Source organism: Pseudomonas sp. MF6394, assembly GCF_002018845.1.
GTDB classification, from domain to species: domain Bacteria; phylum Pseudomonadota; class Gammaproteobacteria; order Pseudomonadales; family Pseudomonadaceae; genus Aquipseudomonas; species Aquipseudomonas lactis.
Genome location: NZ_MVOJ01000007.1, coordinates 95,398 through 121,646, shown reverse-complemented (window position 1 = coordinate 121,646; position 26,249 = coordinate 95,398). Strand labels below are relative to the sequence as shown.

General features: G+C 59.5%; 28 protein-coding genes. 14 read left to right on the top strand and 14 right to left on the bottom strand.

Annotation, left to right across the window (positions count from 1 at the left end):
* The first annotated feature begins 12 nt into the window (after window positions 1–12).
* Together copI and queF are read left to right on the top strand one after the other, a co-directional pair.
* Entirely contained in the window at window positions 13–534 is a 522-nt protein-coding gene (gene copI / locus MF6394_RS10175) for a copper-resistant cuproprotein CopI (protein ID WP_044272920.1), read from the top strand.
* A gap of 66 nt (window positions 535–600) precedes the next feature.
* On the top strand, window positions 601–1,431 hold the full coding sequence (gene queF, locus MF6394_RS10170) for an NADPH-dependent 7-cyano-7-deazaguanine reductase QueF (protein WP_044272922.1): 831 nt from the start codon (window positions 601–603) through the stop codon (window positions 1,429–1,431).
* A gap of 152 nt (window positions 1,432–1,583) precedes the next feature.
* Here queF and MF6394_RS10165 read toward each other — a convergent pair whose 3' ends face one another.
* Window positions 1,584–1,850 (bottom strand): DUF4404 family protein, encoded by a 267-nt coding sequence (locus MF6394_RS10165; protein WP_047710338.1) that lies wholly within the window; start codon window positions 1,848–1,850, stop codon window positions 1,584–1,586.
* A gap of 111 nt (window positions 1,851–1,961) precedes the next feature.
* Entirely contained in the window at window positions 1,962–2,570 is a 609-nt protein-coding gene (locus MF6394_RS10160) for a phosphatase (protein WP_069557147.1), read from the bottom strand.
* Between the two features lie 195 nt (window positions 2,571–2,765).
* Between MF6394_RS10160 and MF6394_RS10155 the strand changes: the two genes are divergently transcribed.
* Window positions 2,766–3,455 carry an MlaA family lipoprotein gene (locus tag MF6394_RS10155; protein WP_032892828.1) on the top strand — a complete coding sequence of 230 codons (690 nt, stop codon included), beginning with the start codon at window positions 2,766–2,768 and terminating at the stop codon, window positions 3,453–3,455.
* Between the two features lie 62 nt (window positions 3,456–3,517).
* Here the strand turns inward: MF6394_RS10155 and MF6394_RS10150 are convergent, their stop codons facing one another.
* Window positions 3,518–3,814 (bottom strand): PilZ domain-containing protein, encoded by a 297-nt coding sequence (locus tag MF6394_RS10150; protein ID WP_078466620.1) that lies wholly within the window; start codon window positions 3,812–3,814, stop codon window positions 3,518–3,520.
* Between the two features lie 276 nt (window positions 3,815–4,090).
* Between MF6394_RS10150 and rssB the strand changes: the two genes are divergently transcribed.
* Both rssB and rssC read left to right on the top strand, forming a co-directional pair.
* On the top strand, window positions 4,091–5,272 hold the full coding sequence (gene rssB, locus MF6394_RS10140) for a two-component system response regulator RssB (RefSeq protein WP_014717527.1): 1,182 nt from the start codon (window positions 4,091–4,093) through the stop codon (window positions 5,270–5,272).
* Window positions 5,272–5,754, top strand: a complete 483-nt coding sequence (rssC, locus tag MF6394_RS10135; protein WP_003172602.1) for an anti-sigma factor antagonist RssC — start codon at window positions 5,272–5,274, stop codon at window positions 5,752–5,754. The genes rssB and rssC overlap by 1 nt, the downstream gene beginning before the upstream one ends.
* Window positions 5,755–5,954: 200 nt before the next feature.
* On the opposite strand, the gene tal is transcribed toward rssC, so the two are convergent.
* The 3 genes from tal to MF6394_RS10120 form a co-directional block, all read right to left on the bottom strand.
* A complete protein-coding gene (gene tal / locus MF6394_RS10130; protein WP_044272927.1) occupies window positions 5,955–6,881 on the bottom strand; it encodes a transaldolase in 927 nt (308 codons plus the stop codon).
* Between the two features lie 327 nt (window positions 6,882–7,208).
* Window positions 7,209–8,204 carry a tRNA dihydrouridine(20/20a) synthase DusA gene (gene dusA, locus MF6394_RS10125; RefSeq protein WP_078466618.1) on the bottom strand — a complete coding sequence of 332 codons (996 nt, stop codon included), beginning with the start codon at window positions 8,202–8,204 and terminating at the stop codon, window positions 7,209–7,211.
* Between the two features lie 180 nt (window positions 8,205–8,384).
* Window positions 8,385–8,627, bottom strand: coding sequence for a CopG family ribbon-helix-helix protein (locus MF6394_RS10120; protein ID WP_078466617.1), 243 nt, complete (start codon window positions 8,625–8,627; stop codon window positions 8,385–8,387).
* An 847-nt stretch (window positions 8,628–9,474) separates the two neighbouring features.
* Here MF6394_RS10120 and MF6394_RS10110 point away from each other — a divergent pair.
* Window positions 9,475–9,840, top strand: a complete 366-nt coding sequence (locus tag MF6394_RS10110) for a DUF6124 family protein (protein WP_078466615.1) — start codon at window positions 9,475–9,477, stop codon at window positions 9,838–9,840.
* Between the two features lie 146 nt (window positions 9,841–9,986).
* Window positions 9,987–10,208: a hypothetical protein gene (locus MF6394_RS10105; RefSeq protein WP_078466614.1), complete on the top strand. Its 222-nt coding sequence runs from the start codon at window positions 9,987–9,989 to the stop codon at window positions 10,206–10,208.
* A 183-nt stretch (window positions 10,209–10,391) separates the two neighbouring features.
* Here MF6394_RS10105 and MF6394_RS10100 read toward each other — a convergent pair whose 3' ends face one another.
* A complete protein-coding gene (locus MF6394_RS10100) occupies window positions 10,392–11,579 on the bottom strand; it encodes an MFS transporter (RefSeq protein ID WP_078466613.1) in 1,188 nt (395 codons plus the stop codon).
* A 481-nt stretch (window positions 11,580–12,060) separates the two neighbouring features.
* Between MF6394_RS10100 and mqo the strand changes: the two genes are divergently transcribed.
* Window positions 12,061–13,707, top strand: a complete 1,647-nt coding sequence (mqo, locus tag MF6394_RS10095; RefSeq protein WP_034135222.1) for a malate dehydrogenase (quinone) — start codon at window positions 12,061–12,063, stop codon at window positions 13,705–13,707.
* A 63-nt stretch (window positions 13,708–13,770) separates the two neighbouring features.
* Here mqo and MF6394_RS10090 read toward each other — a convergent pair whose 3' ends face one another.
* Window positions 13,771–14,607 (bottom strand): LysR family transcriptional regulator, encoded by an 837-nt coding sequence (locus MF6394_RS10090; RefSeq protein ID WP_047710346.1) that lies wholly within the window; start codon window positions 14,605–14,607, stop codon window positions 13,771–13,773.
* A gap of 97 nt (window positions 14,608–14,704) precedes the next feature.
* Between MF6394_RS10090 and MF6394_RS10085 the strand changes: the two genes are divergently transcribed.
* Together MF6394_RS10085 and MF6394_RS10080 are read left to right on the top strand one after the other, a co-directional pair.
* Window positions 14,705–15,604 (top strand): DMT family transporter, encoded by a 900-nt coding sequence (locus MF6394_RS10085; protein ID WP_078466612.1) that lies wholly within the window; start codon window positions 14,705–14,707, stop codon window positions 15,602–15,604.
* A 130-nt stretch (window positions 15,605–15,734) separates the two neighbouring features.
* The gene (locus MF6394_RS10080; RefSeq protein WP_047710347.1) at window positions 15,735–16,064 is read left to right on the top strand and encodes a YXWGXW repeat-containing protein; all 330 of its coding nucleotides are present in this window, start codon (window positions 15,735–15,737) and stop codon (window positions 16,062–16,064) included.
* Window positions 16,065–16,200: 136 nt separating this feature from the next.
* Here the strand turns inward: MF6394_RS10080 and MF6394_RS10075 are convergent, their stop codons facing one another.
* The 4 genes from MF6394_RS10075 to MF6394_RS10060 form a co-directional block, all read right to left on the bottom strand.
* Complete coding sequence (locus tag MF6394_RS10075) at window positions 16,201–16,596, bottom strand: PIN domain-containing protein (protein ID WP_047710348.1); 396 nt, start codon at window positions 16,594–16,596, stop codon at window positions 16,201–16,203.
* A complete protein-coding gene (locus tag MF6394_RS10070; RefSeq protein ID WP_032892812.1) occupies window positions 16,593–16,850 on the bottom strand; it encodes an AbrB/MazE/SpoVT family DNA-binding domain-containing protein in 258 nt (85 codons plus the stop codon). The genes MF6394_RS10075 and MF6394_RS10070 overlap by 4 nt, the downstream gene beginning before the upstream one ends.
* 176 nt (window positions 16,851–17,026) lie before the next feature.
* On the bottom strand, window positions 17,027–18,400 hold the full coding sequence (gene ppnN / locus MF6394_RS10065; RefSeq protein ID WP_032892811.1) for a nucleotide 5'-monophosphate nucleosidase PpnN: 1,374 nt from the start codon (window positions 18,398–18,400) through the stop codon (window positions 17,027–17,029).
* 148 nt (window positions 18,401–18,548) lie between these two features.
* Window positions 18,549–19,373 carry an aspartyl/asparaginyl beta-hydroxylase domain-containing protein gene (locus MF6394_RS10060; RefSeq protein WP_056791828.1) on the bottom strand — a complete coding sequence of 275 codons (825 nt, stop codon included), beginning with the start codon at window positions 19,371–19,373 and terminating at the stop codon, window positions 18,549–18,551.
* Between the two features lie 276 nt (window positions 19,374–19,649).
* Here MF6394_RS10060 and fabV point away from each other — a divergent pair, with 276 nt between their 5' ends.
* Both fabV and MF6394_RS10050 read left to right on the top strand, forming a co-directional pair.
* The gene (gene fabV, locus MF6394_RS10055) at window positions 19,650–20,843 is read left to right on the top strand and encodes an enoyl-ACP reductase FabV (protein ID WP_078466649.1); all 1,194 of its coding nucleotides are present in this window, start codon (window positions 19,650–19,652) and stop codon (window positions 20,841–20,843) included.
* 258 nt (window positions 20,844–21,101) lie between these two features.
* Window positions 21,102–21,725, top strand: coding sequence for an HAD family hydrolase (locus tag MF6394_RS10050; protein WP_078466611.1), 624 nt, complete (start codon window positions 21,102–21,104; stop codon window positions 21,723–21,725).
* Here MF6394_RS10050 and MF6394_RS10045 read toward each other — a convergent pair.
* Window positions 21,722–22,627 carry a LysR family transcriptional regulator gene (locus MF6394_RS10045; RefSeq protein WP_044272943.1) on the bottom strand — a complete coding sequence of 302 codons (906 nt, stop codon included), beginning with the start codon at window positions 22,625–22,627 and terminating at the stop codon, window positions 21,722–21,724. The genes MF6394_RS10050 and MF6394_RS10045 overlap by 4 nt on opposite strands.
* 102 nt (window positions 22,628–22,729) lie before the next feature.
* Between MF6394_RS10045 and MF6394_RS10040 the strand changes: the two genes are divergently transcribed.
* Window positions 22,730–23,899, top strand: coding sequence for an aspartate aminotransferase family protein (locus tag MF6394_RS10040; protein ID WP_047710351.1), 1,170 nt, complete (start codon window positions 22,730–22,732; stop codon window positions 23,897–23,899).
* A 122-nt stretch (window positions 23,900–24,021) separates the two neighbouring features.
* On the opposite strand, the gene punR is transcribed toward MF6394_RS10040, so the two are convergent.
* Window positions 24,022–24,936 (bottom strand): DNA-binding transcriptional activator PunR, encoded by a 915-nt coding sequence (punR, locus tag MF6394_RS10035; RefSeq protein ID WP_078466610.1) that lies wholly within the window; start codon window positions 24,934–24,936, stop codon window positions 24,022–24,024.
* Between the two features lie 122 nt (window positions 24,937–25,058).
* Here punR and punC point away from each other — a divergent pair, with 122 nt between their 5' ends.
* Entirely contained in the window at window positions 25,059–26,243 is a 1,185-nt protein-coding gene (gene punC, locus MF6394_RS10030) for a purine nucleoside transporter PunC (RefSeq protein WP_078466609.1), read from the top strand.
* Window positions 26,244–26,249: the final 6 nt, after the last annotated feature.

Here is a 26,249-nt window from a genome sequence, read left to right as displayed (position 1 = left end):
GGAGAGTGAAAGATGGCGTTGCGTACACCCCTGTTATTGGCGGGCTGCCTGCTGGCGTTGAGTTTCAATGCACTGGCGGATGCGACTCACACCTACGCGTTCGGCCAGCCGGCCCCGGCGGATAAAGCCACGCGCACCGTTGAAGTCACGCTGCGGGACATTGCCTTTGAGCCCAAGTCCCTGGACGTCAAAGCCGGTGAAACCGTGCGCTTCGTGCTGGTCAACAAAGGCCAGTTGCTGCATGAGTTCAACCTGGGCGACGCGGCCATGCATGCCGCCCACCAGAAAGAGATGATGCAGATGCAGGCCAGCGGCATGCTGACCGCCACTGGCATGGGCAAGATGGACCACAGCGCCATGGGCCATGGCGACATGGGCGGTATGAAGCACGACGATCCCAACAGCGTGCTGGTGGAGCCGGGCAAGACGGCCGAGCTGACCTGGACGTTCAAGCAGGCCACAGGCCTTGAGTTCGCCTGCAACCTGCCTGGGCATTATCAGGCGGGCATGGTCGGCAAACTGACCGTTGAGTGAGGCGTTTGTTAAGGGCGGGGGCAAAGGCTGGTAGACTGGCGCGGTTTATTTAGCCAGGTTTCCGCCATGCATCCCGCAGCCGAACATTCGCCGCTGGGCAAGTCCAGTGAATACATCTCCACCTACACGCCTTCGTTGCTGTTTCCGATTCCACGCGCCGCCAAGTGGGCCGAGCTGGGCCTGAGCGCCGAGACCCTGCCGTACAAGGGCGTGGATTTCTGGAACTGCTTCGAACTGTCCTGGTTGTTGCCTTCCGGCAAGCCGGTGGTGGCCATCGGTGAGTTCAGCATTCCCGCCGACTCGCCGAACATCATCGAGTCCAAGTCGTTCAAGTTGTACCTCAACTCGCTGAACCAGACCGCGTTTGCCGACACGCAAAGCCTTGAAGCCACCCTGCGCACCGACCTCAGCTTTGCGGCCGGCAAGCCCGTGAACGTGCGCATTCGCAGCCTGGCCGATATCGAGGCCGAAGGCGTGATGGCATTGCCGGGGGTGTGCATTGACGACCTGGATATCAACGTCAGCAGCTACGAACACCCGCGCCCGGAACTGCTGCGTTGCGATGACTCGCGCGTGGTGGAGGAGAGCGTGCACAGCCACCTGCTCAAATCCAACTGCCCGGTGACCAGCCAGCCTGACTGGGGCAGTGTGGTGGTGGAATATCGCGGTGCGGCGCTGGATCATGCCAGCCTGCTGGAATATATCGTCAGCTTTCGCCAGCACTCGGACTTCCATGAGCAGTGTGTGGAGCGGATCTTCCTGGACTTGCAGCGCTTGCTCAAGCCGGAGAAGTTGACCGTGTATGCGCGGTATGTGCGCCGGGGTGGGTTGGATATCAACCCGTACCGCAGCACTGAAAATACCCAGTTCCTGAACGTGCGCCTGGCGCGTCAGTAAGCCTTACCCAGATCCCAATGTGGACGGGGGCTTGTGTGGGAGCGGGCTTGCTCGCGAATGCGGTGGGTCAGTTACACATGAACTGACTGATACACCGCATTCGCGAGCAAGCCCGCTCCCACATTTGGTTTTGTGTTTGGCTTGGGTTTGGGTTAGATGCCGATATTGGCCAGGGTGGTCATGATATTGCGCAAGGTCCCAGAGATGACTGGATGTTCAGCATCAAACTCTATGGCCGCTTGATTCACATCGTCGGAAATACTGGGTGTCTGAGTCGCCGGTTCCAATTCAAGTTGCATTTCGAACTTGGCAATCAGCGCCTCCAGTGCTTTGCGTTTCTCCACTGGCAGCGGCGGGTCCTGTTCCAACTGCCCGCGCAGGATCTCGACCTGTTCTTCCAGTTTTTTGCGATCAGGCATGACGTTCTTTCCTTTTATCGATAGGCACTGGCATAGACCGCGGCGCGCCGTGAAAGGTCTACGGGCTGACCTGTAGATTAATCCACTGGGGCCAACTGTGCATGATCTCGATCAGGGCTTCTCGCCCTTGAGCTGGCGCAGGCGGATGTCGGCCAGGCAGGTGCCGAGTTCGCCGAGGTGGTCGATCACCGAGTGCACGCCCAGGCCATAGAGTGCCACCGTGGCCTTGCCACGCTTGTGTTCGCGTTGCTGCTCGGTGAGCGCCTGCCATTGCTGGGGCGACAGGCCGCAGAGCGAACCGCAGGAGGCCAGGCCGATGGTCCACAAGCCGGCATTCAAGCCCGATTGCAGCAGGCGCGGCTCGCCGCTGACCAGTACGCAGCCTTCCAGGCGTTCGATGTTCAACTCCATCAAGGCTTGCCAGCAGGCGTGGGGCGCGGGCCAGCGAATGGAGGAGGGCGAGGCGGCCTTGAGCCAGCCAGGCAGGCCGGCGCACAGTGGCGTGGTTACCGAGGGCGGCAGTTCATCCAGCCAGGCGCAGGGCACGCCTTGTTCTTTGAGGCTGCGCAGGCTTTTCAACGCCCCCGGTGTGGCCTCGGCGCCGGCGCAAGGTGAGTCGGTGCGCGCCAGGGAACCAAAATCCACCAGGCAGCCACTCAGGCCAAATAACACGGCGGTCAACGAGGGGGCGGCGGCGACGGCAATCTCGGCGTGTGGCATCTGAACGTCCCTGAAATAGCTGAAACGCTATCGGGGCGGCATGACAAGGGGATGACACTGTCGATATTTGTAGGAATTTTGTGCATTTTCCGTAAGACGATTCCAGGTAGCTGCCTAAATCGACACTTCCGTCATATACTGACAGCCTTATTCAGGGCATAGCGCCCATGACAGACCATTCAAGGAGCAAAAGCTATGCGCTGGAGCCAGTACTTCGCTCAGCTATCGGTGTGTGCCACCATCCTGTTAGCGCCTTTCGCAGCCCAAGCGGCCTCGGAAGATGACCCATGGGAAAGCGTCAACCGCCCCATCTTCACCTTCAACGACACCGTTGACACCTACGCCCTCAAGCCCCTCGCCCAGGGCTATCAGTTCGTCACCCCGCAATTTGTGCAGGACGGCGTTCACAACTTCTTCCGCAACATCGGTGATGTCGGCAACCTGGCCAACAACGTGCTGCAACTCAAGCCGCACAATGCAGGCGTCGACACCGCCCGCCTGTTGGTCAACACCACGTTTGGCGTACTGGGCTTTATCGACGTCGGCACCAAAATGGGGCTGCAGCGCAGCGATGAAGATTTCGGCCAGACCCTGGGTTACTGGGGCGTGGGCAGCGGCCCGTACGTGATGATCCCGTTGCTGGGCCCAAGCACCTTGCGTGATGCGCCGTCCAAATACGTCGACAGCTACACCCAACCGTACCGCTACATGAACGACATCGGCTGGCGTAACAGCACCTTCGGCCTCAACGTCGTCGACGTGCGCGCCAGCCTGCTCGACAGCGAAAAGCTGATCAGCGGCGACAAGTACACCTTCATTCGTAACGCTTACCTGCAGAACCGCGAGTTCAAGGTCAAGGACGGCAAGGTCGTCGACGACTTTTAAGCTGTGACGTTTTGAAATGAAAAAGGCGACCTTTATAGGGTCGCCTTTTTTGTGCGCGCTTTTCAGCGCATTTTCAAAATCTTCAAGCCTAGTTGCTGCTCGTCCCCGGCCGCCTTGGCCCACACCACCTCTGTATCGGCCTCAAGGCCTTTGAGGGCAGCGTGTTCTGAGTCGACGCGCACGGTCAGCAGGTCGCCCACAGTGAACTGGCGGGGTGCCTGCACCTGCATGCCGGAACTGGAGAGGTCCACGCAGGTACCGGCAATCTCCTGCCCGGCATGGATCAAAGACACATCGGCATCTATTCGCATGCGGATGAAATCGCGTTTTTCGGCGTAGTCGCGCTCGTGTTCGCTCACAGCATCCATCCTTACTTTGCGTTGTGGTTGTGAGGGTTCTTATAACTCCCGGTGATTTGTGGTGTAAAGACGCCCGGCGACCATCGGCATGAGCTTGAAACCCCTCACGGATGGGAGTACCGTCTGCGCCTTAGAAGGGCACCTCTGCTTTACCGTTGTGCATGGGCCAAATCCCAATGCTTTGTAGGACAGAGAGGCTAGAAAGCGAATCCAGTACGTGAGCCCGGCCATTGCCGAGCCGCCTACGCCAACCTAATTCTGGCGCCGTTTGCCCACATGCAAAAAACCAGTGCCACGCTGCTGATAATCGATGACGACGAAGTAGTGCGCGCGAGCCTCGCGGCCTACTTGGAAGACAGTGGCTTCAGCGTCCTGCAGGCCAGTAATGGCCAACAGGGTCTCCAGGTATTCGAGCGCGACAAGCCCGACCTTGTGATCTGCGACCTGCGCATGCCTCAGATGGGCGGCCTGGAGCTGATTCGCCAGGTGACCGACCTTGCCCCGCAAACGCCAGTGATTGTCGTGTCCGGTGCCGGTGTCATGAACGATGCCGTTGAAGCCTTGCGCCTGGGCGCCGCCGATTACCTGATCAAGCCCCTGGAAGACCTGGCCGTGCTGGAGCACTCGGTGCGCCGCGCCCTGGACCGTGCACGCCTGCTCCTGGAAAACCAGCGCTACCGCGAAAAGCTCGAGACCGCCAACCGCGAACTCGAAGCCAGCCTGAACCTGCTACAGGAAGACCAGAACGCCGGTCGCCAGGTGCAGATGAACATGCTGCCGGTAAGCCCCTGGACGATTGACGAATTCAAGTTTGCCCACCAGATCATCCCGTCGTTGTACCTCTCGGGTGATTTTGTCGACTATTTCCGCGTCGATGAGCGCCGCGTGGCGTTCTACCTGGCCGACGTATCCGGCCACGGCGCGTCTTCGGCGTTTGTCACCGTGTTGTTGAAGTTCATGACCACACGGCTGTTGTTTGAGTCCAAGCGCAATGGCACCTTGCCGGAGTTCACCCCCTCCGAGGTGCTGGGCCACATCAACCGAGGCCTGATCAGCTGCAAGCTGGGTAAGCACGTGACGATGGTCGGCGGCGTGATCGACGAAGAAACCGGTCTTTTGACCTACAGTATTGGCGGTCACCTGCCGATGCCTGTTTTGTACACTCCTGACAGTGTGCGCTACCTGGAAGGGCGTGGCCTGCCCGTAGGCTTGTTTAACGAAGCCACCTACGAAGACCACATCCTGGAACTGCCGCCGACCTTCAGCCTGACGCTGATGTCCGACGGTATTCTGGACCTTCTTCCAGAGCCTACACTCAAAGAGAAAGAAGCCGCCTTGCCCCAAAAGGTCAAGTCGGCGGGCGGCAGCCTGGATGGCCTGCGGCAGGTTTTTGGATTGGCCACGCTAGGGGAGATGCCGGATGATATCGCCCTATTGGTGTTGAGCAGGAATCTTTGATGAGTACCGGAAGAATCCAATTCGCCGAGCAAGACGGGACCTTCGTCCTGAAATTTGTCGGTGAAGTGCGCCTGACCTTGTGTTCGGCCCTGGATGCGACGATCGAGCGGATCTTCACAGCGCTGAACTTTTCGGCGATCGTGATCGACCTGACCGAAACGCGCAGCATCGATAGCACCACCCTGGGCCTGTTGGCCAAGTTGTCCATTCTGTCGCGGCAGAAGGTCGGCCTGTTGCCGACCGTGGTCACCACCCACGAAGATATCACCCGTCTGTTGCAGTCCATGGGCTTTGACCAGGTGTTCAACATCGTTGACCGCCCAATCCCCTGCCCGGAATGCCTCACCGACCTGCCGTCCCAGGACCAGTCCGAGGAAGTCGTGCGGGTCAAGGTGCTGGAAGCGCACAAGATCCTGATGGGCTTGAATGAGTCCAACCGCGAAGCCTTCCACGACCTCGTCAACGCCCTCGAGCGGCACTGATCTCCAGTTGCAATAACATTCCAATGTGGGAGCGGGCTTGCTCGCGAATGCGGTGGTTCAGCCAAAGATGTATTCATTGGCAGACCGCATTGGCGAGCAAGCCCGCTCCCACAGGTTGATCTGAGGCTGGCTCAAGAGGGTCGAAAGACAAAAAAGGGCGACACCCTCACAGGTGCCGCCCTTTTTGCCGCTAGCTGCCGTTACAGCTTGGCCGACAACAACGCTTCCAGCTTCTCCTGGTCCCGAGCAAACTGACGAATCCCCTCCGCCAGCTTCTCAGTCGCCATCGCGTCCTCGTTGGACTCCCAACGGAACTGCGCTTCAGTCATATGCACCCGCGCCTCACCGGCGTGGCCTGGCGCCAACTTGCGCTCCAGCTTGCCTTCATCGGCTGCCAGCTTCTCCAGCAGGTCCGGGCTGATGGTCAGGCGGTCACACCCGGCCAGCTCTTCGATCTGGCTGAGGTTACGGAAGCTCGCACCCATCACCACGGTCTTGTAGCCGTTAGCCTTGTAGTAGTTGTAGATGCGCGTCACCGACTGCACGCCCGGGTCTTCGGAGCCGGTGTAGTCGGTGCCGTTGGCCTTCTTGTACCAATCGTAGATACGGCCCACGAACGGCGAAATCAGAAACACACCCGCTTCGGCACAGGCCACGGCCTGGGCAAACGAGAACAGCAGCGTCAGGTTGGTCTGGATGCCTTCTTTTTCCAGTTTCTCGGCGGCGCGGATGCCTTCCCAGGTGGAGGCGATCTTGATCAGCACGCGGTCACGGCCAACGCCGGCTTTGTCGTACAGGTCGATCAGACGGTGCGCACGCTTGAGAATCGCGGCCTCGTCGAATGACAGGCGCGCATCCACCTCAGTGGAAATACGGCCCGGCACTACTTTGAGAATCTCTTGACCCACCGCCACCGCAAAGCGGTCACTGGCCAGGCCCACATCGCCGTTGCAATCCTGCACACACTCATCCAGCAGCTTGGCATAGCCAGGAATCGACGCAGCCTTGAGCAGCAGGGAAGGGTTGGTGGTCGCGTCTTGCGGCTTGAGCTTGGCGAGCGTGGAGAAATCGCCGGTATCGGCTACGACGGTGGTGAATTGCTTGAGTTGTTCCAGCTTGGAAGTCATGGGCGTGCTCTGTCCTGTGGGTCTAGTGACATTACCCGAGCGCTGGCAGGCGCTCAAGGGCGCAAATGCGTTAGGTCGTTTGCGAGGGCAATAACCTGAAAACAGCCGTTTGAATTACCGGCAGTGGTGCTCAGTTGGAGGGCAAAATCGATGGCAGGTTCAACCCAACTGCCCGATAACCACCCCATCGGCCCCAATACTGTACGAGCGAGCTTGCTCGCGAAAAACGCCAACGATAACGCGCGCTTCCTGAATAAACGCGGCGCCTATGGGTTTCTCGCGAGCAAGCTCGCTCCTACAAAAAGCCTGCCCCCTGCAGCTATCCAATCAACGCCCTTCCAACAACTCCCCCGCCTGATCCAGCAACGCCAACGGATCCACCGCCTTATGAATATCCACCGACAACAACTGCCGAAACTTACGCGCCCCCGGGAAACCGGTCCCCAGCCCCAGAACATGGCGCGTAATGTGATGCATCGCGCCGCCTGTTGCCAAGTGCTCGGCTATATACGGACGCAACTGCGCCAACGCCTCAGCGCGGGTGATCACAGGCGCGGTGCTGCCAAACAGCTGCTGATCCACCTCCGCCAGCAAATACGGATTGTGATAAGCCTCCCGCCCCAACATCACCCCATCAAACGTCTGCAAATGCTCCTGGCACTGCTCCAACGTCTTGATGCCGCCATTGAGATTAATCTCCAGCTCAGGGAAATCCTGCTTCAACTGCGCCGCCACGTCATAACGCAACGGCGGAATGTCCCGGTTCTCCTTGGGCGACAACCCCTCCAGAATCGCAATCCGCGCATGCACGGTAAAACTGGTGCAACCGGCATCCTTCACCGTGCCGACGAAATCACACAACTGGGCATAACTGTCCCGCCCATTGATGCCGATACGGTGCTTCACCGTCACCGGAATCGACACCGCATCGCGCATCGCCTTCACACAATCCGCCACCAGGGCAGGGTGCGCCATGAGGATCGCGCCGATCATGTTGTTTTGTACGCGGTCGCTCGGGCAGCCAACGTTCAGGTTCACCTCGTCATAACCAGCCGCTTCGGCCATACGGGCGCAGGCGGCCAGATCAGCCGGAACACTGCCGCCCAATTGCAGCGCCAGCGGGTGCTCGGCTTCGTTGTGGCGTAGGAAGCGGTCGTGGTCGCCGTGGAGGATAGCGCCGGTGGTGACCATCTCGGTGTAGAGCAGGGCGTGTTTGGACAGCAGGCGCAGGAAGAACCGGCAGTGGCGGTCGGTCCAGTCCATCATGGGGGCGACGGAGAAGCGGCGGGAGAGGGCTTGCGGTGGAGCTATGGCTGAAGGCATTGGAGTCTTGGATGGAGAATGCGAAGGGTGGGCAGTTTATCAGGAATGGGTCGGAGGGGGCTGGGTGATGATCGGGTGGCGCCAGACCCTAATATTAGACAAATCTGTCATCCTTTACCTTTGGATTTTCGAGAGCGATTTCGCTTCGTTTTCCAAATTTTGAATGCTTTTTCAAGCCACTCAACCCGGATTCATGCTCCAGCGCCTAGCGCGTATGGCTGCTACTTGGTCATCGGTGGCGAATTTGCCTTGGCCAGCTTCCTTTACTGCCAGCTCAATTTGGGCGGTCAGCGTTTTTTCGTGCTCGATGTAGTCGCGAAGAACGTCCATTGCTAGGTAGCTTGCTGTCTGACCGTTGGTTTTTGCTAGGTCGGCGAGAGAATTGGATAAGTCTTCCGGCAGGTTTAGGGATATTCCAGTCATGGCAGCCTCGATGAAAGGAGGTTTTGGGGCATCTTACGCCTTGGAACGCTGGGTTGAATCGAGAGGTCGTGGTGAGGTGTGTTTGGGAGTGAATCGTTTGCTTTTCCTATGCCAACTCAAAACCGGTATGGTGGTCTGATACGATATCTCGGTAAATTTGAACAGGTATTTATGATTACAAGAGAGGATATGAAGCCTTGGGTTGTTACCGCGTTGAAATCCATGGGTGGGGTTGGTTGGCCGAGGGATGTCGCCAAATATATATGGGACCATTATGAGTCTGATATAAAGCGGTCCGGCTCGCTTCTCTTTACTTGGCAGTACGACGTTCGGTGGACGGCAATGGCGATGAGAAAGGATGGGGTGTTGAAGCCAGTCGATGGCAGAAATGATAAACCTTGGGAGCTTGCTTAGGTAATTGTCTTGAGTGTTCAATGGGGGGAGTTGTTCGCTTCCACTGTGTATTAAAAGTTTAGGCTTCCTTTCAGCAAATAATAGGTATTGGTCGCGCTTCGGAGTCAGACCACCATACCTTCATCTCAGATCCAAAACCCATCGGGAAACTTCCCACACTTTTCTCAGCTTGCCCCTCAGATCACTCATAGCTAACCTCCCCAAACCGCTGGAAAACCAGCGGTCGGATGTGGAAGTCCGTACCAAGCTAAGACGCAATCGTCACAAACACCTACCGGCGTTTTTTTACGCCTGTATCATGTGTTTCGGCGGCTGTGCGCGGGGCACTTCGGTGCGCCGGGTCCTTAGCCCTGGTCTTCCACACCTGCGTACAGCTGCCACCTCTCATGTGGAAGTGAGACTGGTAGTTCCTGAATAGTTAAGGAGCTTCGCCATGTACAAGGTCACACCTAATCCGCCTTATGCTTCAAACGCGGCATCCTCTGATTCCAAGCTTCAAGCCGCAGCCCAGCGCGCAATCAACCATCACTTGCCCCCATCCGACGACGCTGCGCCCGTCGAACGCCCAAGCAACAACCTATTCCTCGTAAACCCAACCATCGACCCCGAAACCCTCCTGGCCAACGCCGCCGAAAACCTCGCATCCGCCAACGAAATGGCCGCCACCTTGGCTTTCGACCTCGACGACTCCCAGCGCGCTATCGCCCTGGGCATTCAGCAGTTAATCGAGTTGAGCTCGCTGCTTGTTGACCGAGTCCAGGAGCAGGTTGCGCCTGTAACCGCCTCAGTTAAAGCCTAACAACCAACCCTGCCGCCTTACCCAAGGCGGCAACCTGAACTCATGCTGTCTTCCAGCAAAGTTTCATAATTCCCTGCGCCGTTGAGGTCTACGATCCCCTACTGAGAGAGGCCCCCAGCGCCTCCAGCCCACAGGGAGTTGAAACCATGATCTCGAACCTCGTCAAAGTTGTGATGATCACCGGCACGTTGTTGTTAAGCGCTTGTTCATCTTCATCGAGCGTGACCAGCAGCGACCCGTGCTTTTCAGGCGGGTGCCAGGCGTTTGGTGACCATAGTCCCAACAAAGCCGCGAAGATGAATTTCGGTGGCAGTGGGCTGGGGAGTAGTTATGGGGAGTATGGTTCGGGGTTGTTGCATGATGATTGATGGGGTGGGGGGCAAGCACTAATACCTGTCAGTTAAGCGTCATCGCCTTCTGTAGGAGCGAGCTTGCTCGCGAAAAACGTCAACGATAACGCGGGCTTCCTGAAGAAACGCGGCGTCTGTGAGTTTTTCGCGAGCAAGCTCGCTCCTACAAGAAGCCCTCCCACAGTTTGATCCAGTAGGGCGTTAGTGGCCGCCTTTCATGCGCCGGGCGGTCAGGTAAAGGCCCAGGCCCACCAGCGCTGTGGCAGCACCGATGTAGCCAGTGCTGGTCCAGCCCAACCCCACTGTAATCGCCATCCCCCCAAACCACGGCCCCAGCGCATTCGCCAAGTTAAACGCCGCATGGTTCGAAGCCGCCGCCAGGCTTGGCGCTTCATGGGCAATGTCCATCAACCGAATCTGCAACGGCGCCGCCAACGCGACCATGGTGCCCACCAACCCCATGCTCAGCAGCACGCCCCACAGCGAAGACGCAGCGAAGGGGAAGAACAACAACACCGCCATCGACCACACCAATATCAAGCCCACCGCCCGGAACTGCATACGATCAAACAGCTTGCCACCGGCAATGTTGCCGATGATGCCGCCGACGCCAAACGCGGCGAGGCCGAAGGGGATCCACTGCGGCGAGACCTTGGTCACTTCCAGCATGGTTGGCGCCAGGTAGCTGAATACGCAGAACATCCCGGCAAAGCCAATTGCGCCGATGGACAGGGCCATCCATACCTGGGGTTTGGTGAAGGCGCGCAGTTCCTTGCGCGGGTCGCTGCGTTGTTCGTCGTGGCGGTGGGGCACGAATTGCCAGACCAGGGCGATGGTGAGCAGGGCGATCACGCTGACCAGGGCAAACGCCGAGCGCCAGCCCAGGTGTTGGCCGAGGAAGGTGGCGATGGGGTTGCCCAGCAGCATGGCCAGGGTGAGGCCCATCATCACGCGGGCCACGGCACCGGCGCGTTTGTCGGTGGGTACCATGCTGGAGGCGACCACGGCGGCGATGCCGAAGTACGCGCCGTGGGGCAGGCCGCTGATAAAGCGGAAGGCCACCAGCGAGCCGAAGGTGGGGGTGAAGGCGGTGGCGAAGTTGCCCAGGGCGTACAGGCCCATCAGCAACAGCAGCATGTGTTTGCGCAGCAGCTTGGCGCCGAGGATGGCCAGCAGCGGGGCGCCGACCATCACGCCCAGGGCGTAGGCGCTGATGGCGTGGCCCACCTGGGGTTCGCTCAGGCCCAGGTTCTGGGCGATGTCGGGCATCAGGCCCATGATGGCGAATTCGCCGGTGCCGATCGCGAAAGCGCCCACGGCCATGGCCGCTTCCATTTTGGCGGCGCTGCGCGCGGGCAGTACCTGCCCGGGTGTTTGCTGGATTGTCATGGGTAACTCTGTGTGGAGGGTGTGCACGAAGGACGTCGTCGATGCTACGCAAGCCGCGACGAAGGTGTCTAGAACCGTCATTTTCGGCAGAGTTCCACGCCTGTGACCGCAGGTCGCGGCTGCCAGGCTTGACAGGGGCGCATTAAAACCCGCGATTTAGGCCTGTCAATTGGCCAAACGGCGCATAAACGCTGTTTAGCGTGATATTCTGCGCGCCGTCTTGGGCTAGTCTTTCCCTGGTGCGTACACCCGTATACGTCCCAGCGGTTGGCTGTCGCCCAGGTAGCTGAAGCCAATAATGATAAGAAGTCAGCGCAGAAGGGACATAACAGTGAGGTCGATCCATCGGCCTTGTGTGCCCACCCTGCAGCCTTTATGTGACTGTGCAGACCCCGCGGTACGTTGCCTGACGTAGCGTGAACGAGGGTTACTCATGATCAGGGGCGGTAGGGCGGATGGCGTTTTATCATAGGTGCTACTGATGTTTAAAAAAGTAAACACTGCCCTGCTGGGGCTCGCTTTGTCGATGGGGATCACGTCCGTTCACGCGGAAGAGGCAAAGAAAGTCGATGTGCTGCTGATCGGCGGCGGCATCATGAGTGCGACCCTGGGTGTCTGGCTCAATGAGCTGGAACCGGACTGGTCCATGGAGATGGTCGAGCGCCTCGATGGCGTGGCCGAAGAAAGCTCCAACGGCTGGAACAACGCCGGTACCGGTCACTCGGCCCTGGCTGAGCTGAACTACACCCCGGAAGACAAGAACGGCAACGTTGAGATCCCGAAAGCGGTCGAGATCAACGAAGCGTTCCAGATCTCCCGTCAGTTCTGGTCCTGGCAGGTTCAGCAGGGCGTGTTGAAGAACCCGCGTTCGTTCATCAATTCCACTCCGCACATGAGCTTTGTGTGGGGCGATGACAACATCAAGTTCCTGAAAAAACGCTACGAAGCCCTGAAGGCCAGCCCGCTGTTCGCTGGCATGCAGTACTCCGAAGACCCGGCGCAAATCGCCAAGTGGGTTCCGCTGATGATGGAAGGGCGTGACCCCAACCAGAAAATCGCGGCCACCTGGAGCCCGATCGGCACCGACGTGAACTTCGGCGAGATCACCCGCCAGTTCGTCGCTCACCTGCAAACCACGCCGAAGTTTGACTTGAAACTGTCGAGCGAAGTGCAGGACATCACCAAGAACGCCGACGGTTCGTGGCGTGTGAGCTACAAAAACCTCAAAGACGGCACCAAGACTGAAACCGACGCCAAGTTCGTGTTCATCGGCGCCGGCGGCGGTGCCCTGCACCTGCTGCAGAAGTCGGGCATTCCTGAAGGCAAGGAATACGCAGGCTTCCCAGTCGGTGGTTCGTTCCTGGTGACCGAGAACCCGACCATCGCTGAGCAGCACCTGGCCAAGGCCTACGGTAAGGCCTCGGTAGGTTCGCCTCCGATGTCGGTTCCGCACCTGGACACCCGTGTGCTGGATGGCAAGCGCGTGATTCTGTTTGGCCCATTCGCGACCTTCTCGACCAAGTTCCTGAAGGAAGGCTCGTACCTGGACCTGCTGACCAGCACCACCACCCACAACATCTGGCCTATGACCAAAGTGGGTATTCGTGAATACCCACTGGTCGAGTACCTCGCCGGCCAACTGATGCTGTCCGATGACGACCGCTTCAAGGCGCTGCAAGAGTACTTCCCGAACGCCAAGCAGTCCGACTGGCGCCTGTGGCAAGCCGGTCAGCGTGTGCAGATCATCAAGCGTGACGAAGAGCAAGGCGGCGTGCTGAAGCTGGGTACCGAAGTGGTCAGCTCTGCCGACAACACCATCGCCGGCCTGTTGGGTGCATCGCCAGGTGCGTCCACCGCGGCTCCGATCATGCTGACCGTGCTGCAAAAGGTGTTCAAGGACAAAGTAGCCAGCCCGGCCTGGCAGGAAAAACTGCACCAGATCGTGCCAAGCTACGGCACCAAGCTGAACGACAGCCCTGAAGCGGTTGCCAAGGAATGGGCCTACACCGCCGGTATCCTGCAACTGACCCCGCCACCTGCGATCCCGCAGCTGGCTGCTCCACAGGCCACCGAGGCTGCCAAGCCTGCGGCTGAGCCAAGCAAGCCGGTTTCTGACCTGGCGCTGTAAGCCACACCCACGAAAAAGCCCGCTGAACCGGCGACGGTCAGCGGGCTTTTTTGTGGGCGGTGTTCAGACTCTGAAATACCTGACTTGCTCGTACAGGTGCAGTGCCAGTGCATTAGCGGTATCGCACAGCAGGTACAGATGCTGCGCGGGGAGGGCTGGCAGCTCCGTCATTTGCCTCAGCCCTTCGCCCATGCGGCTTTCCTCCATCAGGCCCACGGCCACGCCGCTGCGCACGCATGCCTCTACCGCCGATGAGTTGGGGCTTTCTAGCAGTACGCGATGGTAAACCCCGTGATCTTTCAGCACCTGTAACGCTGCCGCTCGATAAGGGCAACCCGCGATGGGCACGGTAACGGGCAATGGCACATTCGGCGGCGAGCTGAAACCCTCGGCCGCCACCCACAGCGGTTGCACGGGCCCCAGGCGTTCACCTTGGGCCAGGGGGCGTGGGCTGACGGTGAGCGTCAGGTCCAGCTGGTTGGCGATGAATAAACCCAGCAATTCCCCGCTGGTGCGCGCTTCGATTTCCAGCTCCAGCAGGGGGTTGTCAGCGATCAGTCGCGGCACAAACTCCTGTATGAAGGCGGGCGCATAGGTATCTGGCACGCCCAGGCGGATCTTGCCTTGCATGCGTTGGGGCATCAGTGAGATCAGCAAACGGTCATGGCTTTTCAGAAACTCGGTGGTTTCCCCCAGCAGTTTCTGGCCATACAGGGTCAATTCCACGCCCTGGTTGCTGCGGCTGAACAGACGCTGGCCTATCTGCTCCTCCAGCTTTTGGATCTGCGTGGTCACGGTGGAGGCGCTGCGGTGCACATGCTCGGCCGCCTCGTTGAAGCGCCGAAAGCGTGCCACCGCATGGAAGGTGCGCAACAGTTCGATGTTCAGTTGTTTGGCCATGATTCTATTTTTTCGGATTGGTTGTTCCGGTTATTCAAATATACAGAAGCGGGCGCCGCCCTTAGCCTTTAACTCGATCAAAGCGACGGGAGGCTATATGAAGCGATCTACCTTGGGGTTGGGGCTGTTGCAGGCGCTGTTTGTGCTGTCTTGGAGTTCAGGCTTTATCGCCGCCAAGCTGGGGACTCAGGGTGGAGATGCGTTCAACCTGCTTTTCTGGCGTTTTCTGTTGGTTTCGCTATGCCTGGCGCTGTTTTTGAACAGGCGTTTGCTGAGGGTTTCCTGGCAGCAGATCCGCCATCACGCGGTCGTTGGTTTCCTGTCGCAATTCCTCTATTTGAGCTGCGTTTACGTGGCGATCCAGAACGGCCTGCCGCCCGGCATCGCGGCGATCATTGCGGCGTTGCAGCCGTTGATGACAGCGGCATTGTCGACGGGCAGGGCGTCCGAGCGCAGTGGCGGCTGGCAGTGGGTGGGGTTGATGATCGGCTTTGTCGGTGTGTCGATTGTAATTGCTGGGCAGTATGGCGGTGGCGGGCAGCGTGTCGGGCTGGTCATGTATCTGCTGCCTCTGGTGTCGGCACTTGGGTTAACGCTGGCGACCTTGTACGAGCGTCGCTCGGTGCAGAGCCAGGACAGCGGGCTGGTGTTGCCGCTGTTTATCCAGTCGCTGTTGACCTTGATAGGTTTTACCGCGGCCGTGATCTACACCGACACCCTGAGTATTCCCCATGACACCAACGTACTGATCTCGATTGTGTGGCTGACCGTATTCTCCACTTTCCTCGCCTACTTGAGCCTGTGGATGCTGCTGCGGGTGATGACTGCAACGCATGTGGCGGCGCTGGTGTACCTGGAGCCGCCGGTGACTCTGGTGTGGGCGGCGTTGATGTTTGGCGATGTGATTCATGCATCCACTTACGCGGGCGTTGCCGTAGTCGTGGCGGGGCTGGTACTGGTGCGCCTGAAGCGACCGACTGTCGCCTGTACTTCCTGAGGCTTGCAGGTTCAGCAATCTGACAGACACCGCCTGTTAAAAAGTACCCAGGGCCAAGCAGGAGCGCGGCTGTAACAAGGGGGGATTTTTACCAGTGCAGGTGTTGGGCGCTCGCGCCCGAGGGTTTTGTATGTTGCTACGTTATGCAGCATTGGCCGCCATGGTGGTGGCAGCGTCTGGGTGTGTACAAGAGCGTGTGGTGCATGAGCGCAGGCCGGTGCAACGTGAATATGTTGAGGTGGTGGCGCCGCAGCCGCCACCGGTGCAAGTGATCGAAGTCGAACCGGCGGTACGCGAGGGTTATATCTGGTCACGCGGTTACTGGCGCTGGGAAGGCGGGCGCTATGTGGCGGTGCACGGCCATTGGGAGCCGGTGCGCCAGGGCTATCGTTATGTACACCCGCACTGGGTGCAGCGTAACGATGGCTACCATTGGCAGGTCGGTGGCTGGATACGCTGACCAAACCGCCTCACCCTTTCCTCTGTAGGAGCGAGCTTGCTCGCGATAAACGTCAACGGTTACGCGGGCATTCAGGTTGCAGGCGGTGCCTGTGAGTTTTTCGCGAGCAAGCTCGCTCCTACACAAACAAAGCGGGCTAGCTGAGCCGTTTCATCCCCGCTGCCTTGGTCGCGTTCAGATCAAAGGTGGCGGTGTACTCGCACCCTGCCGCATGGCCGCAGCGTTCAACCAGGCAGTCGGCAAAGTCGGCTTTGCCTGCGGTGAACTTGCGCAGTGCCTGCCAGATGATATCGGCGTGCTCGACGGTCAGCTCCCGCGTGTGCAACAAGGTTTCCAGCACCATTACCACGTCGCCTTTGGCCGACTGGTAACAGGACTGCAACACCCACACCAACTCCGTAAGCGTCACCAGGCTGACAAAGCCTGGCGAGGCGGCGGTGAGCGATTCGATCAGTTGGGATGCTTTAGCGGATTGAACCGGGTCGTCCTGGGTCACGTAACGCACCAGTACGTTGGTATCCAGGCCAATCATCCAGCGGTTGCTCCCTGGGCCGCGATGGCGCGGTTCATGTCTTCGATAGACACGGCATGGGCAGGCTTGCGGATCAGACCCTTGAGGTCCTTGACGGTTTTGCTTGCGGCAATCATGGAAAACTTGCCGTCTTCCATTTCAACGAATTCCACCCGGTCGCCTGTTTCCAGGCCCAGGGCCGTTCTGACCTGGACAGGGATGGTGATTTGCCCTTTTGAAGTGAGTGTGGCGGTGGCCATAGTGAAGATCTCCATCGTGATACTCCTTAACTTAGGGTAAGGAATGACAGAGGACAATATCCGTTGGTCCATAGGTCGCTCGCTGAGGTGGGTGAGTTGGAAGGAATAGTAAAACCCTAGTCCTAACTCTTGAACCTCACACGCCGAGCCATGCCCCAAACGGATACAAACTATGACCGACCGCCGCTAGCTCATTGCACCACGCGGTAGCACGGCACATACGCCGCGCCGCCTGGCAACTTCATGCGGTGCTGGGCCACGAAGGCCTTCAGCAGTTCATCCAGCGGTTTCATGATGGCCGGGTCACCGTGAATCTCATACGGGCCGTTTTCTTCGATCAGGCGAATGCCCTTGTCCTTGACGTTACCCGCCACAATCCCGGAGAACGCCCGGCGCAGGTTGGCCGCCAGTTCATGGGCCGGCAGCGCGTGGTTGAGTTGCAGGCTGGCCATGTTTTCGTGGGTGGGGTCGAATGGGCGCTGGAAGCCTTCGTCGATCTTCAGCAGCCAGTTGAAGTGGAACGCGTCGTTACGCTCGCGGCGGAACTGCTTCACCGCCTTGAGGCCGGTGGTCATCTGGCGGGCCACTTCAGCCGGGTCGTCGATGATGATCTGGTAATGCTTCTGCGCCGCTTCGCCCAGGGTGGCGCCGACGAACGCGTGCAATTGTTCCAGATAAGGCGCGGCATGTTTGGGCCCGGTGAGCACCACCGGGAACGGCAAGTCGCGGTTGTCCGGGTGCATGAGGATGCCCAGCAGGTACAGGAACTCCTCGGCCGTGCCGGCGCCGCCGGGGAAGATGATGATGCCGTGACCGACACGCACGAAGGCTTCCAGGCGTTTTTCGATGTCCGGCAAAATCACCAGTTCGTTGACGATGGGGTTCGGCGCTTCGGCGGCGATGATGCCTGGCTCGGTCAAGCCCAGGTAACGGCCATTGGTGATGCGTTGCTTGGCGTGGGAAATGGTCGCGCCCTTCATCGGGCCTTTCATCACGCCGGGGCCGCAGCCGGTGCACACGTCGAGGCTGCGCAGGCCCAGTTCGTGCCCGACTTTCTTGGTGTATTTGTATTCTTCGGTGTTGATCGAATGGCCGCCCCAGCACACCACGATCTTGGGCTCCACACCCGGGCGCAGCGTACGGGCGTTGCGCAGCAGGTGGAACACGTAGTCGGTGATGCCTTGGGAGTTGCTCAGGTCGATACGCTGGCTGTCCAGCTCGTTCTCGGTGTAGACGATGTCGCGCAGGGCGCTGAACAGCATCTCGCGGGTGCTGGCAATCATTTCGCCATCGACGAAGGCATCGGCCGGGGCGTTGAGCAGTTCCAGACGTACGCCGCGGTCCTGCTGATGAATGCGTACTTCAAAGTCTTTGTAGGCGTCGAGGATGGTCTTGGCGTTGTCGATATGCGCGCCGGTGTTGAGAATCGCCAGGGCGCATTGGCGGAACAGGGTGTAGATGCTGCCGGTACCGGCTTCGCTCAGTTGCTGCACTTCACGCTGGGACAGGGTTTCGAGGCTGCCCTTGGGGCTGACAGAGGCATTGATGACTTGACGTTGGGGCATTCTGATTCCTTGAAAGCATAGCCACCGCGCCCGCTTGGGGGCGATGGCTTGAGAAAGGTGAGCGCCACTTAAGGTCGCACGAGACGGATATTTACCTCAGGCGCAAGGCCGAGCGCAAATGCCGTCCAACACCATCATGCCGCAGAACTTACTGAATCAGCTTCCAGTTTTTGTAGAAAACCCGACGCAGGGTAAAGACCAGGCCGGCAAACCCTGCGATCACGGCGTTGAGCACCGAGGGCAGCAAGGTCGGGCGCACAATATCAATGAACAGGCAGTAGCGTTTGGCGTCGTTTTTGTTGAAGGACGCGTGCATCAGCGTGTCATCGAATATAAACAGCGGGTCGTCGTGCCAGTAGTGCTTGTGCTTGCCCACCTGGATATACACGCCCTCATGGTGCGGTGCCGGCGCCATGTTGTAGAGCACACGGAACATCATGCGCAGGGGGCCGAAGTGGAACGACGTCGAGCGGTTCTCGTTGAACACCGAGACGCCGATGGTTTTCACGAATGGCAGTTTCTTGCGCAGTTGCGGGATATCCAGCGTGGTTTCGATCGGGCGACCGTACCACTGGAAGAACAACATGCCGCGTTTCTTCTCGGCCATGCGCTCGTCCAGGTAGCTGATGATTTCATCCTTGCGAGCCATGGCGTCGTCGATCACCTGTTGCAGGTCTTCGCGCCAGGCCGGTGGCAGGTCGTTCAGGGTGTAGACATGTCGGTTGCGGCTGCTGAGCAGGTCGAGCAGGGTGTTGAACGGTGCCAGCACCCAGGTATTACGGCCGTTGCCGATAAAATACTTCTTGATGGTGTCGCGGTCGTACAGGCCGTTACGCAGGAAGTCATAAACGCCGCAGCACACCACCAACAGCAGAAACACCAGGCAACTGCGCGGGAAACAGTAGATCAACAGCAGAACGCCGAGCACCCAGGCCAGGGACACCAGCTTTTTGCCGACAGCATTTTTGCTCATGAAACGAGGCTCCAAAGCCGAAATATATTGAAACAATATCGTCATCATAGGGGGTTATGAGGCTCGCAGGCGTTTTTTAATAGGGTGAAATTGTGAAGCCGCTGCACAATTTGTAACCGTTGCCGTGCAGGCTCCGACGTTTTGTGGATTGAATTTTGAGAACAGAAGATTTGCGACTATCGTGACGCTTCGGTTTTTCAGGCGTCATAGACCGGTACGATTGAAGTTGAATGGCCACTATTGGCCTTCGGCACCTTGGAAGAGGCAGAAATTTTTATGATCATCAAACCGCGGGTTCGTGGCTTTATCTGTGTGACCGCTCACCCTGTTGGCTGTGAAGCGAACGTCAAAGAGCAGATCGACTACGTAACCAAAAACGGCGTCATCGAAGGCGGCCCTAAAAAGGTATTGGTCCTCGGTGCCTCCACCGGCTACGGCCTGGCCGCGCGCATCAGTGCTGCGTTTGGCTGCGGCGCCGACACCCTGGGCGTGTTTTTTGAGAAAGAAGGCGAAGAAGGCAAGCTGAGCTCCGCCGGCTGGTACAACAGCGCGGCGTTCGAGAAGTTTGCCGTGGAAAAAGGCCTGTACGCCAAGAGCATCAACGGCGACGCGTTCTCCGACGAGATCAAGCGCCTGACCATCGAGACCATCAAGAAAGACCTGGGCAAGATCGACCTGGTGGTCTACAGCCTGGCCGCGCCACGCCGTACCGACCCGCAAGGCATGGTGCATAATTCCACTCTCAAGCCAATCGGCAAGGCCGTGACCCTGCGCGGGATCAACACCGACAAGGGCGTAGTGGTCGACACCACGCTTGAGCCTGCAACCCAGGAAGAAATCGACGGTACCGTGAAGGTCATGGGCGGCGAAGACTGGCAGCTGTGGATCGACGCCCTGCGTGACGCCGATGTATTGGCCGAAGGCGCCAAGACCACCGCGTTCACCTACTTGGGTGAGAAGCTGACCCAGGACATCTATTGGAACGGCTCCATTGGCGAAGCCAAGAAAGACTTGGACAAGAAAGTTTTGACCCTGCGCGAAAACCTCGCTGCGCTCAAGGGCGACGCCCGCGTGTCGGTGCTCAAGGCCGTGGTCACCCAGGCCAGCTCGGCGATCCCGATCATGCCGCTGTACCTGTCGCTGTTGTTCAAGGTGATGAAAGAGCAGGGCACCCACGAAGGCTGCATCGAGCAGGTCTACGGCCTGTTCAAAGACAGCCTGTACGGCAGCCAGCCGAAACTCGACGCCGATGGCCGCCTGCGTGCCGACCTGGCCGAGTTGGAACCCAAGGTCCAGGACGCCGTGGCCGCGCTGTGGAACCAGGTGACCGACGACAACGTCAACGAGATCAGCGATTTTGCCGGTTACAAGGCTGAGTTCCTGCGCTTGTTCGGCTTTGAAGTCGACGGCGTGGATTACGACGCGGATGTGAACCCGACCGTCAAAATCAACGGCCTGATCCAAGCCTAAAACGCGGTAAAAAATGTGGGAGCGGGCTTGCCCGCGAAGGCGGTGTGTCAGTCGCAGCATCTGAGGCTGTACTACCGCTTTCGCAGGCAAGCCAGCTCCCACATTTGATCTTCGTTGCTTTAAGCATTGCGTTCGCTCAATTAGGCCGTGCCTCCTCCCACCTGTCTTTTCAGACACTTCTTACGCCCCGTCGCGCGCCTCCCTCTTGTAGATCTGTCAGACTCCAGCTGCTATCAAGCCACGCTAACGGAGGATCTGATGACGATTCGTGCAGTAGTTTTTGATTTCGGCGGTGTCCTGTTCGACTGGAGCCCGCAGCACCTGTACCGCAAGCTGATTGCCGACGACGTCGAGCGTCAGTGGTTTCTCGACACCATCTGCACGCAAGACTGGAACACCGAGCAAGATGCCGGTCGCTCCCTGGCCGAAGCCACCCGCACCCTGATTGCCCAATACCCCGAACACAAGGCCCTGATCCAGGCTTATTACGAGCGCTGGCCCGAAATGCTGCGGGCTGAATTACCCGAGGGCGTGGCGATTCTCGAAGCGTTGCACCAGGTTGATATGCCGCTGTTCGGGCTCACCAACTGGTCGGCTGAAACCTTCCCTTACGCCCGGGCCAACTACCCGTTCCTGACGCGTTTTCGCAATATTCTGGTGTCCGGCGAGGTGAAGCTGATCAAGCCTGACCCGGCGATCTACCACGCCAGCCTCAGTCAAGTGCGGGAACACTTGCCAGACATCCAGGCCAGTGAAGTGGTGTTCATCGACGACGTCGCCGGCAATATCGAGGCCGCCATCGCGTTGGGCTGGCAGGGTATTCACCATGTATCGGCCGAGCGCACCTCCACGCGCTTGCGTGAGTTGGGCGTGGCGTTCTAGTGCGCCCATTTCTCCATCACAAAGTCGACGAACGCCCGCAGCTTGGGCAGGCGGTAGCGGTCCTGGCGATACATCAGGTGCATCGGGCGGCTGGGCAGTTTATAGGGGGTCAGCAAGGCCACCAGCTTGCCGCTCGCAAGGTCCGGTTGCACCAGGGCATCGGCCAGCATGGTGATGCCCATGCCGTTGATGGCGGCTTGGCGCAAGCCTTGGGAGCTGTTGATGGTCAATGAGCCAGCTACCGGCACCTGCACCTCACCTTCATCGCCTGTCATGCGCCAGAGTTTGTCGGTGTCGCGCCAGTTGTCGTTGGCGGGGTAGGCAAACGCCAGGCAGTCATGCTGCTGCAGGTCGGCCGGGGTTTGCGGCGTGCCGCGTCGCGCCAGGTAGGCAGGGGAGGCGCAAAGGGTGAGGGTGTAGGCCTGCAGGGGCCGGGCGATCAGGCTGGAGCTTTCCAGTTCGCCGAGACGGATCGCCACGTCAAAACCGCTGTCGACCAGGTCCATGCGTTCATTGCTCATCACCACGTACAGGTCGATAAGGGGGTAGCGCTGGGAAAACTCACTCAAGGCCGGCACCAGGCGTTCAGTGCCGAACACCGGCGGCGCGGTGATGCGCAGGCTGCCTTTGGGGGTTTCGCTGTGGACCTGCTCGGCCAGTAGCTCGGAGTCGGCCACCAGCCCCAGCACTTCCAGGCAGCGCTGATAATACTGCCCGCCAAATTCGGTGAGGTTCTGTTTGCGCGTGGTGCGTTTGAGCAGGCTGACGCCAAGCCGTTGCTCCAGCGCTCGCAGATGGTTGCCCACCATGGTGGTCGAGATCCCGCATTCCTGCGCGGCGGCGGTCATGCTGCCGGTTTCGACGACTTTCACGTACACCGACATTGCCTGGAACAGGTCCATTATCAAGTCCTGGTTTAAAGTTATTGCAGCGATTCTACGTTTATCCAGCGAGGGTGGTTAACCATACTGGATCCACCCCAACGATGCACTGGAGCCGCCACCATGACCGCCGCCTGCCTGATGAGCACTTATCAACCCCTGGCCCTGAGCTTCACCCGCGGCCTGGGCACGCGCCTATGGGACCAGCAAGGCCGCGAATACCTGGACGCCGTGGCCGGCGTGGCGGTGACCAATGTCGGCCATTCCCACCCAAGGTTAGTGGCCGCCATCAGCGAACAGGCCGGCTTGCTGCTGCACACCTCCAACCTCTACAGCATCGACTGGCAACAACAATTGGCCCGGCGTCTGGCCCAACTGTCCGGGCTGGACCGCGCGTTCTTCAACAATTCCGGCGCCGAAGCCAACGAGACGGCGCTGAAACTGGCGCGTTTGCACGGTTGGAAAAAAGGCATCGAACAGCCGTTGGTGGTGGTGATGGAGAACGCCTTCCACGGCCGCACACTGGGCACCATGGCCGCCAGCGACGGGCCTTCGGTGCGCCTGGGGTTCCAGCGCCTGCCTGGCGATTTCATCAAGGTTGGCTTTGGCGACATGGCGGCTCTGGCGGCGCTCACCGCACAGTTCGGCACGCGCATTGCGGCGGTGTTGCTTGAACCGATCCAGGGCGAAAGTGGTGTGTTGGTGGCGCCGTCGGGTTACCTCAAAGCCCTGCGCGAGCACTGCACACGCCACGGCTGGTTGATGATGCTCGACGAAATCCAGACCGGCATCGGGCGCACCGGCACCTGGTTTGCCTTCCAGCACGAAGGCATCGTGCCAGACGTGATGACTCTGGCCAAAGGCCTCGGCAATGGCGTGCCCATCGGCGCCTGCCTGGCCCGCGCCGCCGTCGCGCAGCTGTTCACCCCAGGCAGCCATGGCAGCACCTTTGGCGGCAACCCGCTGGCGTGTCGCGTCGGGTGTACGGTGCTGGAGATTATCCAGGAGCAAGGCTTGCTCGAAAATGCCGCACGCCAGGGCGAACACTTGCTGGCGCGCTTGCGCATGGAGTTGGAGGAACATCCCCACGTGCGGGCGATTCGTGGCAGGGGCTTGATGATCGGCATTGAGCTGGCCAGCCCTTACCGCGACCTGGCCCAACGGGCGGCGCAGGAGCATGGGCTGTTGATCAACGTCACGCGGGGCAAGATCATTCGGCTGTTGCCGCCGCTGACGTTGGAGCGCAAGGAAGTGGAGATGATCGTACGGGCCATCACCCGCCTACTGGACTGAAATACGATTAGAAAATGTGGGAGCGGGCTTGCTCGCGAATGCGGTGTATCAGCTTGCAGATGCATTGGCTGATACACCGCATTCGCGAGCAAGCCCGCTCCCACAGGGGAGCCTGTATACCTTTAGAGATCACCACCATTGAGCCATTCCTGGTTCATGGTCTCCGTATCTCCCAGGTACTCCAGCAACCACGCCATGGCGGGCGACAGCTTGTTCTGCGCCCACGCCACACACGACGGGCTGGCCGGAAATGGCCGGCTCAACTGCAGCGCCACCAACTCCCCGCGCTCCACCCACGGCAACACCTGATGGGCCGGCGCCATGCCTACACACAGGCCATCGCGCAGGCAATCCAGGGCCGACGCCCAGTTGGGCACCACCAGGCGGCGCTGGTTATCCAGGGTCCAGGTGTCGCGCTTGGGCAGGTTGCGGGAGGTGTCGGTCATGCACAGCGAGGCAAAGGGGCGCAGTTGGTCATCACTGAGCAAACCTTGCACCGCCGCCAGCGGGTGCCGGGCGCTGACCACGCACAGCCAGTTCAACAGGCCCATGTCGCGGAAGCTGAAGTGGCTGGCCACCGGCACCGCGCTGGTGGCGCCGATCACGATGTCGGTGCGTTCGTCCGCCAGTGCATCCCACACGCCGTTGTACACCTCGTATTCGAGCAGCAATTCCACTTCGGGAAACTGCCGATAAAAGTCGAGCACCAACTGCCGGCAGCGTTGGGGTTTGACGATGGAGTCCACGGCCACCTTCAACTGGCCGCTCCAGCCATTGGCCACCTGCTGGCACAGGCGCCGGGTGCCGAGCATTTTTTTCATCACGCCGCGGGCTTCGTCGATGAATAAACGCCCGGCGGGGGTCAGTTCCACGTCACGATGCCGGCGCACAAACAGCGGCACGGCCAGCCATTCTTCGAGCTGGCGCACGGTGTAACTGATGGCCGAGGGGACGCGGTGCAGTTCCTGGGCAGCGGCGCTGAAGCTGCCGTGACGGGCGACGGAGTCGACCACATCCAGGGAATATTCCGACCACATAGGTGCTGCCTTCAAAATTATTGATGAGAGTGTCCAATTATTATCGCTTCACACAGATATTGTCAGCTTCATAATGGGCGCCAGTCAGCAAATAGTTTGATGGCAGTATTTACAAGGCTTCGATGAAAAATTCTTTTGGTTTTACCTGGTACCTGGCGGGGCTGAGCATGCTCGGTTATCTGGCCATGGACATGTACTTGCCGGCGTTTGGCGCCATGGGCGAGCAGTTGAATATTGGTGCTGGCGCGGTGGGCGCCAGCTTGAGTATTTTCCTCGCAGGCTTTGCGCTGGGGCAGTTGCTGTGGGGGCCGCTCTCGGACCGCCTGGGGCGCAAGCCCATTCTGCTCGCGGGCCTGAGCCTGTTTGTGCTCGGTTGCCTGGGCATGTTCTGGGTCGAAACCGCGCCGCAGCTGTTGGCCCTGCGCTTTATGCAAGCGATTGGCGTATGTGCCGCCGCTGTGAGCTGGCAGGCGCTGGTGATTGACCGCTACCCGGCCGACAAGGCCCACCGCGTCTTCGCCAGCATCATGCCGTTGATGTCGCTGTCTCCAGCCCTGGCACCGCTGTTGGGTGCCGTGGTGCTGAATCACTTTGGCTGGCAGGCGATCTTCGGCGTGTTGCTGGTGGTGTCGTTGTTACTGCTGGTGCCGACCCTGTTCTTGCGCAACATGCCCAGGCGTCTGGAGCACAAGGGCAGCCCGGTGCGCCTGGGCTATGGGCAATTGCTCACCTCGCGGGTGTTTACCGGCAATGTGATGATCTTCGCCGCCTGTTCGGCCAGCTTCTTCGCTTGGCTGACGGCCTCGCCGTTCATTCTCGGTGGCATGGGCTACAGCCCCAATGACATCGGCCTCAGCTATGTATTGCCGACCCTGGCGTTTCTCGTCGGCGGCTACAGTTGCCGCAGCGCCTTGCAGCGCCTGCCGGGTAAAACCCTGCTGCCGTGGTTGCTGGTCGCCTATTGCTTGAGCATGGTGGCGTTGTACCTGGTGGCCACCTTGAGCGTGCCGACCCTGACCACCTTGTTGATCCCGTTCTGCCTGATGGCGCTGTGCAACGGCGCCAGCTACCCGATTGTGGTGGCGAATGCGCTGATGCCCTTTGCAGAAAACTCCGGCAAGGCGGCGGCCCTGCAAAATACCCTGCAGTTGGGCCTCTGCTTCCTGGCCAGCCTGCTGGTGTCGTCGATGATCGAACAGCCGCTGTTGATCACGGTGATTGTGATGCTGGCGACCGCGCCGCTGGCGGTGTTGGGGTATTGGCTGGCACGGCCGAAGGGCAATTCTTCCGAACTGGCCAACGCCTGAGCTGAC